Source organism: Stappia sp. WLB 29 (assembly GCF_023507705.1).
GTDB lineage: Bacteria > Pseudomonadota > Alphaproteobacteria > Rhizobiales > Stappiaceae > Stappia.
Genome location: NZ_JALBGD010000011.1, coordinates 90162 through 102598, shown reverse-complemented (window position 1 = coordinate 102598; position 12437 = coordinate 90162). Strand labels below are relative to the sequence as shown.

Annotated in this window: 19 protein-coding genes; 18 read left to right on the top strand and 1 reads right to left on the bottom strand. The window is 71.2% G+C overall.

The features are described from left to right. Window positions 1-11 precede the first annotated feature (11 nt). The 16 genes from MNI96_RS18745 to MNI96_RS18670 all read left to right on the top strand — a co-directional run bounded on the left by MNI96_RS18745 (window position 12) and on the right by MNI96_RS18670 (window position 10483). Complete coding sequence (locus MNI96_RS18745; RefSeq protein WP_249695649.1) at window positions 12-548, top strand: YcgN family cysteine cluster protein; 537 nt, start codon at window positions 12-14, stop codon at window positions 546-548. 57 nt (window positions 549-605) lie between these two features. After that, entirely contained in the window at window positions 606-947 is a 342-nt protein-coding gene (locus MNI96_RS18740) for a hypothetical protein (RefSeq protein ID WP_249695648.1), read from the top strand. A 602-nt stretch (window positions 948-1549) separates the two neighbouring features. Continuing rightward, window positions 1550-2209, top strand: a complete 660-nt coding sequence (locus MNI96_RS18735) for a hypothetical protein (RefSeq protein ID WP_249695646.1) — start codon at window positions 1550-1552, stop codon at window positions 2207-2209. Beyond that, complete coding sequence (locus MNI96_RS18730; protein WP_249695643.1) at window positions 2097-3431, top strand: DNA-packaging protein; 1335 nt, start codon at window positions 2097-2099, stop codon at window positions 3429-3431. Before MNI96_RS18735 ends, MNI96_RS18730 begins: the two co-directional genes overlap by 113 nt. Before the next feature lie 116 nt (window positions 3432-3547). Further along, a complete protein-coding gene (locus MNI96_RS18725; protein WP_249695642.1) occupies window positions 3548-4735 on the top strand; it encodes a phage portal protein in 1188 nt (395 codons plus the stop codon). After that, window positions 4732-4920 carry a hypothetical protein gene (locus tag MNI96_RS18720; protein WP_199270398.1) on the top strand — a complete coding sequence of 63 codons (189 nt, stop codon included), beginning with the start codon at window positions 4732-4734 and terminating at the stop codon, window positions 4918-4920. The genes MNI96_RS18725 and MNI96_RS18720 overlap by 4 nt, the downstream gene beginning before the upstream one ends. Before the next feature lie 329 nt (window positions 4921-5249). Next, on the top strand, window positions 5250-5441 hold the full coding sequence (locus MNI96_RS18715) for a hypothetical protein (RefSeq protein WP_249695640.1): 192 nt from the start codon (window positions 5250-5252) through the stop codon (window positions 5439-5441). Further along, entirely contained in the window at window positions 5438-6016 is a 579-nt protein-coding gene (locus tag MNI96_RS18710; RefSeq protein ID WP_249695638.1) for an HK97 family phage prohead protease, read from the top strand. The genes MNI96_RS18715 and MNI96_RS18710 overlap by 4 nt, the downstream gene beginning before the upstream one ends. A 74-nt stretch (window positions 6017-6090) precedes the next feature. Continuing rightward, a complete protein-coding gene (locus tag MNI96_RS18705; protein ID WP_283776567.1) occupies window positions 6091-7440 on the top strand; it encodes a phage major capsid protein in 1350 nt (449 codons plus the stop codon). 73 nt (window positions 7441-7513) lie between these two features. After that, entirely contained in the window at window positions 7514-8083 is a 570-nt protein-coding gene (locus MNI96_RS18700) for a head-tail connector protein (protein WP_249695636.1), read from the top strand. Further along, entirely contained in the window at window positions 8080-8412 is a 333-nt protein-coding gene (locus MNI96_RS18695) for a head-tail adaptor protein (RefSeq protein WP_249695634.1), read from the top strand. Before MNI96_RS18700 ends, MNI96_RS18695 begins: the two co-directional genes overlap by 4 nt. After that, entirely contained in the window at window positions 8409-8819 is a 411-nt protein-coding gene (gene gp17, locus MNI96_RS18690) for a tail completion protein gp17 (protein ID WP_249695633.1), read from the top strand. The genes MNI96_RS18695 and gp17 overlap by 4 nt, the downstream gene beginning before the upstream one ends. A 24-nt stretch (window positions 8820-8843) precedes the next feature. Next, complete coding sequence (locus MNI96_RS18685; RefSeq protein ID WP_249695631.1) at window positions 8844-9257, top strand: phage major tail protein, TP901-1 family; 414 nt, start codon at window positions 8844-8846, stop codon at window positions 9255-9257. Between the two features lie 2 nt (window positions 9258-9259). Next, window positions 9260-9628, top strand: a complete 369-nt coding sequence (locus tag MNI96_RS18680; RefSeq protein ID WP_158195624.1) for a gene transfer agent family protein — start codon at window positions 9260-9262, stop codon at window positions 9626-9628. Continuing rightward, window positions 9625-9909, top strand: coding sequence for a rcc01693 family protein (locus tag MNI96_RS18675; RefSeq protein WP_283776564.1), 285 nt, complete (start codon window positions 9625-9627; stop codon window positions 9907-9909). The genes MNI96_RS18680 and MNI96_RS18675 overlap by 4 nt, the downstream gene beginning before the upstream one ends. Continuing rightward, window positions 9899-10483: a phage tail tape measure protein gene (locus tag MNI96_RS18670; RefSeq protein WP_249695629.1), complete on the top strand. Its 585-nt coding sequence runs from the start codon at window positions 9899-9901 to the stop codon at window positions 10481-10483. Before MNI96_RS18675 ends, MNI96_RS18670 begins: the two co-directional genes overlap by 11 nt. 38 nt (window positions 10484-10521) lie before the next feature. Here MNI96_RS18670 and MNI96_RS18665 read toward each other — a convergent pair whose 3' ends face one another. Next, entirely contained in the window at window positions 10522-10761 is a 240-nt protein-coding gene (locus MNI96_RS18665; protein WP_158195626.1) for an HP1242/YdcH family protein, read from the bottom strand. A 114-nt stretch (window positions 10762-10875) separates the two neighbouring features. On the opposite strand from MNI96_RS18665, the gene MNI96_RS18660 reads away from it, so the two are divergent. After that, on the top strand, window positions 10876-11532 hold the full coding sequence (locus MNI96_RS18660; protein ID WP_249695627.1) for a DUF2460 domain-containing protein: 657 nt from the start codon (window positions 10876-10878) through the stop codon (window positions 11530-11532). Then, window positions 11529-12407, top strand: a complete 879-nt coding sequence (locus MNI96_RS18655) for a phage/gene transfer agent baseplate hub protein (protein ID WP_249695625.1) — start codon at window positions 11529-11531, stop codon at window positions 12405-12407. Before MNI96_RS18660 ends, MNI96_RS18655 begins: the two co-directional genes overlap by 4 nt. The last annotated feature ends 30 nt before the right edge of the window (window positions 12408-12437 follow it).

Sequence of the window (12437 nt, the reverse complement as noted above, 5' to 3'; positions counted from 1 at the left end):
AGGATGTGCCGGTGGCGGAGCGATCAACAAATCGGGCGGGCGGGACGGCGGGCGGCGCAAGCGAGGCGGGCGAGCCGTTCTGGAAGGGACGGCGGCTCGACGAGCTGAACCCGGCCGAATGGGAAGCCCTGTGCGACGGCTGCGGGCGCTGCTGCCTCAACAAGCTGGAGGACTGGGACAGCGGCGAGATCGTCTGGACCTCGCTCGCCTGCACCCTGCTCGACGGCGAGAGCTGCCGCTGCTCGGACTATGCCAACCGCTTCGCCACCGTGCCGGACTGCCTGCAGCTCACCGCCGAGCTGGTGCCGACGCTCTCCTGGCTGCCGCCGACCTGTGCCTACCGGCTGGTCGCCGAAGGGCGCGACCTCTACTGGTGGCATCCGCTGGTCTCCGGCGACCCGGAAACGGTGCATGCCGCCGGCGTCTCGGTGCGCGGGCGCACCTTTCCCGAAGACGGCATCCCGCTGGAAGACTACGAGAATTTCGTCGCCGACTGGCCGGGCGAGAACCCGATGGACGAGAAGGTGCGGGTGGGGTTTATTGAGTGAGGGGTGGGTGTAAGGCCGCGTTCGGGAGCGACTACGAGAGCATATAGGATGTCCATCTTGCCCGATGCCGCCCGGCTGGCTGTCGTTCTTCACGCTGTTTCTGTCGTTCTGGTTTCCGTCTCGATGATCGGGGCGGCGTCGGCGACTTCTTATTTCATGATATTGCTTGTGGTTGTTGCGGTCATTTTTGTCTTGTCGCTCTCTTTCGGCTCCTTGGTGCTTTGTGCCGCGAATTTTTCTTTGATCGTCATCTGGTGCGCCCTGGTCCTCGCGTCTCTTGCGGGGCATCTTTCCGGAGGGGGGCTGTTCCTGGCTCTGCTCGTGCTTTTGCCGGCGTGTCTATCGACGCTCGGCCTGTTTGCGCTCGTGAGAGTGGCCGGAAAGAGGGGCGTCTCCTGATGCATGGTGGCTGGCACGCTTGCGGCGGTTCCGGTATCTCTACGGGCAGCTGTTCGTAGGAAAAAAATCCTTGACACCGTGACGGTGGTCGGGTAGGGTTCAGGCATGGTCGCACAGTTGCGGCCTGGCGATGGCGGCGGACCGATTGGTTCGGCCGCCATTTGTGTTTCTGGCGGTTGGTTTGTCGCTCCACCCTCTCCTTGGCGTCTTCCCGGACAAGGCCGAAGGCCGACGATCCGGGACCGGGGAGGCAGGGTGGTTGCCTCTTTTGTGTGAGCGCTGCCGCGAGGCTCTCGGCTCTCCGATCCCGCATCTTGGCTGAGCTGCGTGCGGGATGATGCAGGGAGAGGTTCTGGCGTCCCCGCTGCCGCTCTGGCAGCCAATAGGCCCCGGATCTCGCGTTGCTCGTCCGGGGTGACGGCCGAGGGGATGCGAGGTCGCGCCACTTTCTCAGGCCGTCGTCCCGGCCGCAGGCGAAGCCGAAGAGCCGGGAACCATTGGTGCCCTCGGCAAGGCCGAGGGGATGCGAGGTCGTGCTTCTTTCTCGGGCCGTCTGCCGATCCTTGCCGAACATGATCCCGACATCAAACAGGGAGGAGCCGATGGCCGGTTCAAAGGCGCCAGCGGACGGTGCCGCGCAATCCCCGGAACAGGCCGAAGCGGCCGATCCCGAGACGGCGGGCGCCAAAACCCGAAAGCCACCCCCGACACACGCAGCTTCTCCCGACCGCAAGGCGCCGGTGCATCTGGGCGTCGAGGCCTGGGCCGAGGCGCGGCAGCTCTACGAGAGCGGCGCGCTGGATGCGGACGGGGTGGTGAAGCGCTTCTGCGTCGCCAAGAGCACGGTGCTGCGCCACATCCAGGCGGAAGGCTGGGTGCGCTCGGGCGACGTGCGCGGGCTGATCGCCGCCGGCGACACGCAGGGCCTTGCCTGCCTCGTGGGGCGGCTGGCGGAAGCGTTCGAGCGGCAGGTGGAGGCGATCGAGCTGGAAATCGGCCGCTCCCGCGCCCTGAAGCTGGACCGGGCGGAGGCCTCGCAGCTGGCCGAGCGCAACGCCCGCACGCTCGGCATCCTCGCCCGGACGCTCGACGTGCTGGTCGAACTGCGCAGCGGCGTGAGGGAACTGGACCCGGCGGGGAGGGACGAGGATGCACTCAGGCACGAGCTTGCGCAGCGCCTTGACCGCCTGTGCGGCGAAGGGGCGGTTGCCGGACTTTCTGGCGCGGCTGACGGCGGCGGAACTGCGCTTCCTGCGCCATGACTGGCATATCTGGGCGCATGAACACCAGCTGCCGCCGCAGGGCGACTGGCGGGTGTGGCTGCTGCTCGGCGGGCGCGGCGCCGGCAAGACCCGCGCCGGCGCCGAATGGCTGCGCGCGGCGGTGAACGCGACCGCCCGACAAGGGCGGGGCGGCGAGCTGCGCATCGCGCTCGTCGGCGAAACGCAGATGGATGCGCGCGAGGTGATGGTGGAGGGGATCTCCGGCCTGCTCGGTGTGCACCCGGCATCGGAGCGGCCGCAATGGCTGCCCTCGCGCCGGCGGCTGGAATGGCCGTGCGGGGCGGTGGCGCAGGTGTTTTCCTCCGAGGACCCGGATGCCCTGCGCGGGCCGCAATTCGAGATGGCCTGGTGCGACGAGCTGGCCAAGTGGCGGCATGTGCAGGAGACCTGGGACATGCTGCAATTCGGCCTGCGGCTCGGCACCCATCCGCGCCAGCTGGTGACGACGACGCCGCGCCCGATCCCGCTGTTGAAGCGGCTGGTCGAGGACGAGGGCACGGTGGTGACCCGCGCGGCGACGGAGGCCAACGCGGCGCATCTGGCCAAGGGCTTCATCACCGCGATCCGCAACCGCTATCGCGGCACGCGGCTGGCGCGGCAGGAACTCGACGGCGAGATCGTCGGCGAGCGCGAAGGCGCAATGTGGAGCCGCGACGCGCTGGAGCGCTGCCGCACCGACCGGCGGCCGGAGGAGCTTACCCGCATCGTCGTCGCGGTCGATCCGCCGGCGGGCTCGTCCCGCCGCTCGGACGCCTGCGGGATCATTGCCGCCGGCATCGATGCGGCGGGCATCGTCCATGTGCTGGCGGATGCGAGCGTGCGGGCGGCAAAGCCGGCGCGCTGGGCCCGGACGGCGGTGGAGCTGTGGCGGACGCTCGAGGCCGACTGCCTGGTCGCCGAGGTGAACCAGGGCGGCGAGATGGTGGGCGCGGTGATCAACGGCGTCGACCCGGGCGTGCCCGTCGCCGAGGTGCGGGCGCGGCGCGGCAAGTGGCTGCGCGCCGAACCGGTCGCCATGCTCTACGAGCAGGGCCGGGTGCGCCATGTCGGCGCCTTTCCCGAACTCGAAGACGAGATGGCGGAATTCGCCCCCGACGGGCTGTCGGCCGGCCACTCGCCCGACCGGCTCGACGCGCTGGTCTATGCGCTGCACGAGCTGGCGTTGAAGCCGCTGGCAAACCCGCGCCTGCGCAGCCTGTGAGACGCCCCCCGGCCAAGTTGAATCTGCGTGTGAAGCAGCTGAATCGAGCTGTTTGAATCGATGTCTCAGGCAGCGGATTCAGTTCCTCAAGTCGACCGGAAAAAGGATTCTGGATCATGGGGTTGCGCGACCTTCTTGACTCTTTTCGTCGCCCGTCAGCCGAGGCCAAGGCCTCGCGCGCCGGGCCCTTGCTGGCGCTCTCGGGCGGCGGGCGCGCGGTGTGGACGCCGCGCGACTATGCGGCGCTCGCCCGCGAGGGATATGCACGAAATCCGGTGGTGCACCGCGCCGTGCGCATGGTGGCGGAGGCGGCGGCCAGCGTGCCGCTGGTGCTCTACGAGGGGGCGCGCGAACTCGACACGCATCCGCTGCTGGAGCTGCTGGCGCGGCCCGCGCCGGGCCAGTCCGGGCAGGGGCTGCTGGAGGAGATCCACGGCTACCTGCAGGTCGCCGGCAATGCCTATCTGGAGCGGGTCGACATCGACGGCAGGCCGCGCGAGCTGCATGCGCTGCGGCCCGACCGGGTGCGCGTGGTGCCGGGGCGCGACGGCTGGCCGGAGGCGTTCGACTACACGGTCGGCGGGCGCACGGTGCGCTTTCCCGCCGACCCGCGCGACGGACACCCGTCGGTGCTGCATCTGAAGGTGTTTCACCCGCTCAACGACCACTACGGTTTCGCGCCGCTGGAGGCGGCGCAGGTCAGTCTCGACCTGCACAATGCCGCCGGGGCCTGGAACAAGGCGCTGCTCGACAATGCGGCGCGCCCCTCCGGCGCGCTGGTCTATGGCGGGGCGGATGCGGCGAACCTGACCGACGAGCAGTTCGACCGGCTGAAGGGCGAGCTGGAGGCCGGCTACCAGGGGCCGGCCAATGCGGGGCGGCCCCTGCTGCTGGAAGGCGGGCTCGACTGGAAGCCGATGGGCCTCACCCCGCGCGACATGGATTTCATCGAGGCGAAGAACCAGGCGGCGCGCGAGATCGCGCTCGCCTTCGGCGTGCCGCCGATGCTGCTGGCGATCCCCGGCGACAACACCTTCGCCAACTACCAGGAGGCCAACCGCGCCTTCTGGCGCCAGACCGTGCTGCCGCTGGCCGCGCGCGTCGGCGAGGCGCTGGCGCGGTGGCTTTCCCCCCGCGAGGGGGCGGACCTGCGGCTGGTGCCCGATGCCGATGCCATCGAGGCGCTGTCGGCCGAGCGTGCCGCCCTGTGGGAGCGGGTCGAGCGGGCCTCGTTCCTGACGCGAGCCGAGAAGCGGCAGGCGGTCGGTTATGGCGCGGAGAGCGCCGGGGCGGAAGGCGCATGATGGAGCCGGCGCTGCGCGAGGTGGCGGCACGCGGGGACCTTGCCCATCTGGTGCTGCTGTTGTGGGCGGGCTCCTCGTCGAGCCTGCTGGTGTGGAGCTTGCGCGAGATGGTGCGCTCCAACCGCCGCTTCGACGATTTCGTCGAGGCCATCGCCCGGCTCAACCGGATGATCGGCGACGAGTAGGGGGGCTTACTGCCTCTCTGTTCGTCATCCTTGGCACTTTCCTCTCCCCGCGGCTTCGCCTTGCTCGGAATGACGTGGGGAGAGGTTGGGGCGAAGGCCCGCACGCCGGCAGCGCCTCCCAGTTCATGCCTGCTGAGGACACCAATGGTTCCCGGCTCTTCGGCTTCGCCTGCGGCCGGGATGACCTCCGAGGGGGAGGCACGGCCTCGCACCCTCTCAGGCGTCACCCCGGCCAAGCGAAGCGCGAGCCGGGGCCTATTGGTTGCCAGAGCGGTAGAGGTGGCACCCGGCAGGGAGCATTTCGAATTCACCACAGGGAGATCCAGATCATGACGCACCGTGTTGGGGGGCGCGCGGGGGTGCGCGTGCCCGTTTCCCAGATGTCCGGCGCGACGCCGTCGGACGCGATCCGCTGCGCGCCGCATGTGAAGCGGGCGCACAGGGCCGTGTTCGCCCGCTTCGTGCTGGTGTTGCGCGCTGCCGTCGAGAGAAGCGCGGTGAGCGCCGGGGTCCGCGCATGAGCCGGGTGCAGACGGAAAGCCCGGCAAAGCGGGACGGTGCCGCGCTGGCGATGTGGGCGCTGGCGGCAGGGCGCTTCGGCCGCGACGGCGGCGGGGCGGAGCCGAAGGGTGGGCGGGCTCTCGTCCGGCCGACGCGGATTTCCGGCTATGCCAGCGTCTTCGGCGCGCCGGACGACGCGCTCGACATGGTGATGCGCGGCGCCTTCCGCCGCAGCCTTGCCGAGCGCGGGGCGCAAGGCATCCGCTTCCTGTGGCAGCACGATCCGGCACGGCCAATCGGCGTGTGGGACAGCGCCAGGGAGGACGCCCACGGGCTCTATCTCAGCGGCCGGCTGGTGACCGACACGCGCACGGGCCGCGATGCCGCCGCGCTGGTGGCGGCCGGCGCACTGGACGGGCTCTCCATCGGCTTTCGCACCCGCTCCGCCCGCCGCGATCCGCAGAGCGGGCTGCGGCGGATCTTCGACATCGACCTGTGGGAGGTGTCGCTCGTGACCTTCCCGCTGCACCCGATGGCCCGGCTCGACGCCGGGTCGAACGCCACGGGACGCGCGCAAGGCGCGCTCGACTCGTGAGGCGGCCGCAGGGCCGCCCGACCGGCGCTCCCGGCGCCGGGCCTCTCAACCAGGGCAATGGAGTTTCGCAGATCATGACCAGCAGCAATCCCCGTCCGGCCGAGCAGCCGGCGCTGACGCGCCACGCCCCCGAAACGAAGGGGGTAGAAACCAAGGGGGTGGAAACCAAGGCGGTGACGGGGCGCGGCGCCGCGCCTGCCGCAGGCAGCGGACTGGAGCGCGAGCTCGACGAGATGCGCGCCGCCTTCACCGCGTTCCGCGAGGTGAACGACGAGCGCCTGTCGGAGATCGAGCAGCGCGGCAGCACCGACGTGCTGACCGGCGAGAAGCTCGCCCGCATCGAGGCGGAGATCGACCGGCAGCAGCAGCGCCTCGACGCGCTGGCGCTGAAGGCGGCCCGTCCCCCGCGCGAGGGCGAAGGGACCGGCGGCCGGGCCCGCGAGAGCGCGGCGGCCGGCGAACATCGCGGCGCCTTCCTCGCCTATATGCGCAAGGGCCAGGAGGAAGGCCTGCGCTCGCTCGAGCAGAAGGCGCTGTCCATCGGCTCCGATCCCGACGGCGGCTATCTGGTGCCGGAGGAGACGGAGGCCGGCATCCTGCGCCGGATGACGTCGGTCTCGCCGATCCGCGCCATCGCCGGCTCGCGGCAGGTCTCGTCCAGCGTCTTCAAGAAGCCGTTCTCGGTCTCCGGCCCGCAGTCGGGCTGGGTGGCGGAGACGGCGGCGCGGCCCGAAACCGGCTCGCCGACGCTGGCCGAACTCGCCTTCCCGACGATGGAGCTCTACGCCATGCCGGCGGCGACCGCCTCGCTGCTCGACGATGCGGCGGTCGATGTCGACGCGTGGATCGCCGAGGAGGTGGAGCTGGCCTTCGCCGAGCAGGAGGGCGCGGCTTTCGTCGCCGGCAACGGCGTCAACCGGCCGCGCGGTTTTCTCGACTACCCGCAGGTGGCCGAGAGCGCCTGGAGCTGGGGCAGTGTCGGCACCCTGTCGACCGGCGTCGATGCGGCCTTCCCGGCCACGGAGCCGGGCGATGTGCTGATAGACCTCGTCTATGCGCTGAAGGCCGGCTACCGCCAGAACGCCCGCTTCGTGATGAACCGGCGCACGCAGGGCGTGCTGCGCAAGATGAAGGACGGCGAGGGCAACTACCTGTGGCAGCCGCCGGCGAGCCTCGGCGCTCCGGCAACGCTGATGAGCTTCCCGGTCACCGAGGCCGAGGACATGCCGGACATCGCCGCCGGCGCGCCGGCCATCGCCTTCGGCGACTTCCGCCGGGGCTATCTGGTGGTCGACCGGGCCGGGGTGCGCATCCTGCGCGATCCCTATTCGGCCAAGCCCTACGTGCTGTTCTACACGACCAAGCGCGTGGGCGGCGGCATGCAGGACTTCGACGCGATCAAGCTGCTGGTCTTCGCCGCGTAACGGCGGCGGGGAACGAGCCGGGCGGGGACGTTCCCCGCCCGGCGATGCGGGACGGACAGCGGATGGGGATGCGATGACCGCGATCGTGACGACGCCGCCGGCAGTGGAGCCGGTGACGCTGGAGGAGGCGCGCGCCCAGCTGCGCGTCACATCCGGCGAGGAGGACGCGCTGCTCGGCCGGCTGATCGCCGCCGCGCGGGCGCAGATCGAGCTGGCAACGCGCCGCGCGCTGATCGCGCAGGGCTGGCGGCTCTATCTCGATGCGTGGCCGCCGGGCCGGGTGGTGCGGCTGCCGGTCGCCCCGGTCGCCTCGGTGGAGGCGGTCACCGTCTATGACGGCGACGGGCTGCCGGTGGCGTTGGATCCGGCCGACTTCCGGCTGGAGGCGGCCACCAGCCCGCCGCGGCTGAAGGTCAGGACGAGCGCACCGGCCGGGATCAAAGGCTTCAACGGCATCGAGATCGATTTCACCGCCGGATACGGCGCGGACCCTGCCACGGTGCCGGGGCCGCTGCGCCAGGCGGTGCTGCTGCTGGTCGCCCATTGGTTCGAGCATCGCGAGCCGGGGCTGGATCCGGCCGTGCTCGGCCTGCCGCCGGCAGTCGCAAGCCTTGCCGGCAGCTACCGGATGGTGCGGCTGTGAGGGCGTCAGGCGGAGCGGGTCCGCTCGACCGCGCGATGCGGCTGGAGCGGCCCGAGCGGATCGAGGCAGAAGACGGCGAGGCGCAGACGATCTTCACCGACACCGGCCTCGTCTTCGTGACACTGGCGCCGGCGAGCCTTGCCGAGCGGCAGGCGGGCGGGCGGCACGACGGCATCGCCACCCATGTGGCGCGGCTGCGCACCGGCACCGGCATTGCCGGCGGCTGGCGGCTGAGCGAGGGCGCGCGGCGCTTCCGCGTGCTCGCCGTCGACGACACGGCGCGGCGGAGCGGCTTTGTCGCCTGCCTCATCGAGGAGGAGGGGCGATGAGCGCGCAAGTCGCCTTGCGTGCGGCGCTGGTGAAGGCCTTGCGCGCCGATGCGCAGCTGATCGCGCTGACGGGCGGCGAGCGGGTGCATGACGGGGCACCGCGTGGGAGCGCGCACCCCTTCATCGAGCTCGGCGCCCTCGTCTCGCGGCCGCTGCTTGCCAGCGCGGAGGAGGGCGAGGAGCACGAGGCGGAGATCCTGGTGCATTCGCGAAAAGACGCGCGCGGCGAGGTTGCCGCGCTGATGGCGGCGGCCCGCGAGGCGGTGCTGGCCGGCGCGGGCGGATTTCTCGACGGACATGTGCTGGTCAATGCCGGGACGCTGGACGAGCGCAGCGAGCGGCTGGCCGACGGGCGCAGCTGGCGCGGCCGGTTGCGGCTGCGGCTGGTGAGCGAGCCGGCGGGTTAGGTCGATACAGGAACGGAGGCGGAGATGGCCGCACAGGCAGGCAGGAACCTTTTGCTGAAATGCGATGCGACCGGAAGCGGGAGCTTCGTCACCATGGCCGGGCTGAAGGCGCGGCGCATCGCGCTCAACGCCGGCAGCGTCGACGTCACCGACGCGGACAGTTTCGGACGCTGGCGCGAGCTGCTGTCGGGCGCCGGCACCCGCTCGGCCAGCATTTCGGGCGGCGGCATCTTCCGCGACAAGGCGGCGGACGAGACGGTGCGGGCGATGTTCTTCGACGGGGCCATCCGCTTCTGGCAGGTGGTGGTGCCGGATTTCGGCACGATCAGCGGGCCGTTCCAGGTGAGCGCGCTCGACTATGCCGGCACCCATGACGGCGAGGTGACCTACGAGCTGGCGCTGGAATCGGCCGGCGAAATCAGCTTCACGGCGGCCTGACCATGGCAGGTGACAAGGGACTGGCGGCGAACCGCCACCGCGGCGAGGTGGCGGCACGGCTCGGCGGGCGGAACCGCCGGCTGGTGCTGACGCTGGGTGCGCTGGCGGAGCTGGAAGCGGTCTATGGGGCGCAGGACATGGCGACGCTGGCCGAGCGCTTCGCCGAGGCGCGGCTGTCGGCGCGCGACGTGATCCGCATCCTCGGGGCGGGCCTGCGCGGTGCCGGCGAGGACATCACCGACGAGGAGGTCGCCCGGCTCGACCATGCGGACGGCGTCGCCGGGCTGGCGCTGCTGTCGGCGGAGCTGCTGCGCGCGACCTTTGCCGGCAGCGCGGACGGGCAGCGGGGCGAGACGCCGCCGGACCCTTGAGCGCCGCGTCCGCCGGGCCGCAGGCGGGCGCGGAGGAAGCACGGCCCTTTCCCTGGACCGAGGCGATGGGCCTGTGCATGGGCCGGCTCGGCTGGCCGCCGGAGAGCTTCTGGCGGGCAACGCCGCGCGAGCTTGCAGCGGTGCTGGCCGGCCTTGGTGGCGGCAGGGCGCGCGATCTGCGCCCGCTGGCGCGCGCCGGACTGGAGGCCTTGATGCGGCGTTTCCCCGATGCGGCGGCGGGCGGCGACACGGAACGGCAGGAGGGCGGCGATGAGCGCTGAGGGACTGGAACTGGACGAGGCGGAGCGGCTGCGCGCCGCCATGGAGGATGTGCGCAGCGCCTCGCGCGATGCGGCCGGAGTGCTGTCGCGCGGGCTGCGCCAGGCGCTGGTCGACGGCCGCTCGCTGGAGCAGGTGCTGCGGTCGGCGGCGCTGTCGCTGTCGAACCGGGCCTTGAGCGCGGCGCTCGCCCCGGTGGAGCAGGGGATCTCGAGCGGGATCTCGGGGCTTGCCGGGCAGCTGTTCTCGGGGCTGGCGTCCGGGTTTTCCGGCGGTGGCATTCTGCCCTTCGCCAAGGGCGGCGTCGTCGCGGCACCCGGCTATTTTCCGCTGCCGGGAGGCGGCGCGGGTGCGCTGGGGCTGATGGGCGAGGCTGGTGCGGAGGCGGTTCTGCCGCTGTCGCGCGATGCGAGCGGCCGGCTGGGCGTTGCCGCGGGCGCAGCAGGCGGGGGACAGGCCATGCCGCAGATCGTCTTCAATGTGGAGGCGAGGGATGCGGAGAGCTTCGCGCGTTCGGAAGCGCAGATCGCAACAATGGTTGCCCGCGCCGTCGGACGGGGACGGCGCGGGCTTTGACGTCGGGCCTGAAGAGGAGGGGCTCAGGCACCGGCGTTTCAGGTGGCGGCGAGCATCGCCGCGATTTCGTCCTTCAGGTGAAGGCGCTGCTTCTTGAGGTTCTCCAGGGCCTCGTCGGAGGCCGGGGCCACATCGGTTTCGACCCGGTGAATCTCCCGGTTGACGTCGTGGTAGCTGTCGGCAAGCCGCGCGAAATGGCCGTTGGAAACCTTCAGCTCGTGCAAGGCAGCAACCTTGTCCGGGAATTCCTCGTGCAACTCGTGGGGAACATGACTCATGTCCGGTAGACCTCCTGTGACGCGAAGAGACTGCCCCGCCGCGGCGGGCCGAACCTTGAGCAAGATCAAACTCGGGGCATTTCTTTCAAAAATTCGCAACATGGAGTCAGGCCGATGACGCCCGGCTTCATCGAGGAACGCTTCCCGCTCGGCGTCGCCTTCGGCGCCAGCGGCGGGCCGCAATGGCGCACGGACGTGGTGACGCTGGCCTCCGGCGCCGAGATGCGCAACGCGCGCTGGGCCGGATCGCGGCGGCGCTACGATGCCGGCAGCGGCGTGCGCTCGCTCGCCGACCTGCAGGAGGTCGCCGGCTTTTTCGAGCGCATGCGCGGGCGGCTGATCGGCTTCCGCTTCCGCGATCCCTTCGACAACCTGTCGGCGGCGACCGGCAACACGGTCTCCCCGCTCGACTGCCCGCTCGGCACCGGCGACGGGACGCGGGTAGAGTTTCCGCTCGCCAAGAGCTACGGGGCGGGCGCCGACGCGGCGTTGCGGCGGATCGAAAAGCCGGTGGCCGGCTCCGTGCGGGTCGCTGTCGGCGGCAGCGAGCTTGTCGAGGGCGCGGGCTTCACCTGCGATCCCGCGACCGGGCTTGTGACGCTCACCGGCGCGCCGGCACCGGGCGTCACGGTCACCGCGGGCTTCCGCTTCGACGTGCCGGTGCGCTTCGACACCGACCGGTTGGAGCTGAGCCTGACCCATTTCGAGGCCGGGCGCGTGCCGACAATCCCGCTTGTGGAAATAACGCCGGGCGGGGGAGAGGCGCCATGAGGACGGTTCCGCCGGAACTCGCGGCGCGCGCGGGCGCGCAGGCGACGACGCTTGCCACCTGCTGGCGGCTGACACGGGCCGACGGCACCGTGCTCGGCTTCACCGACCACGACAGGGTGCTCACCTTCGAGGGGACGCAGTTCCGCCCCGAACTCGGCTTCGAGGCGAGCGCCACGGACCTGGCGCCCGACTTCGCCACCGGCACCAGCGAGGCGGCCGGCATTCTCGCCTCCGACAGGATCGCCGAGGCGGACCTTGCCGCCGGGCTGTGGGACGGCGGGCGCGTCGAGATCTTCCTGGTCGACTGGCAGGCGCCGGAGCACCGGATGCTGCTGCGCCGCGCCGTCATCGGCGAGGTGACGCGGGCGGGCAATGCGTTTCGCGCCGAGCTGCGCGGGCTCGCCCATCTGCTCGACATCCCGCAAGGGCGGGTGTTCTCGCATCTGTGCGATGCCGATCTCGGCGACGGGCGCTGCGGTGTGGATCTGATTGCCGGCGGCTTCCGGCTGGAGGGCACGGTGGCGGCGGGCTCGAATGCCGGGCGGATCAAGGTGGACGGCATTGCCGGGCCGCCGCGCGACTGGTTCGCCGGCGGGCGCCTGGAGGTCGGCGGGCTCGTCGGCGAGGTGGTCTCCGACCGGGTGGAGGAGGGCATGCGCATCGTCGAGCTGATGACGCCTTTGCCCGCACTGGTGGCTGCCGGCGTGCCCGTGCGGCTGACCGCCGGCTGCGACAAGCGCTTCGCCAGCTGCCGCGAGAAATTCTCCAACGCGCTCAACTTCCAGGGCTTTCCGCACATGCCGGGCTCCGAACGGGTGCTGGCCTATCCGAGCCGCGGGGCGGCGGAGAACGACGGCGGCGCGCTGGTGCGCTGACACTTTCACGAAGACTGCGACACTACAGGA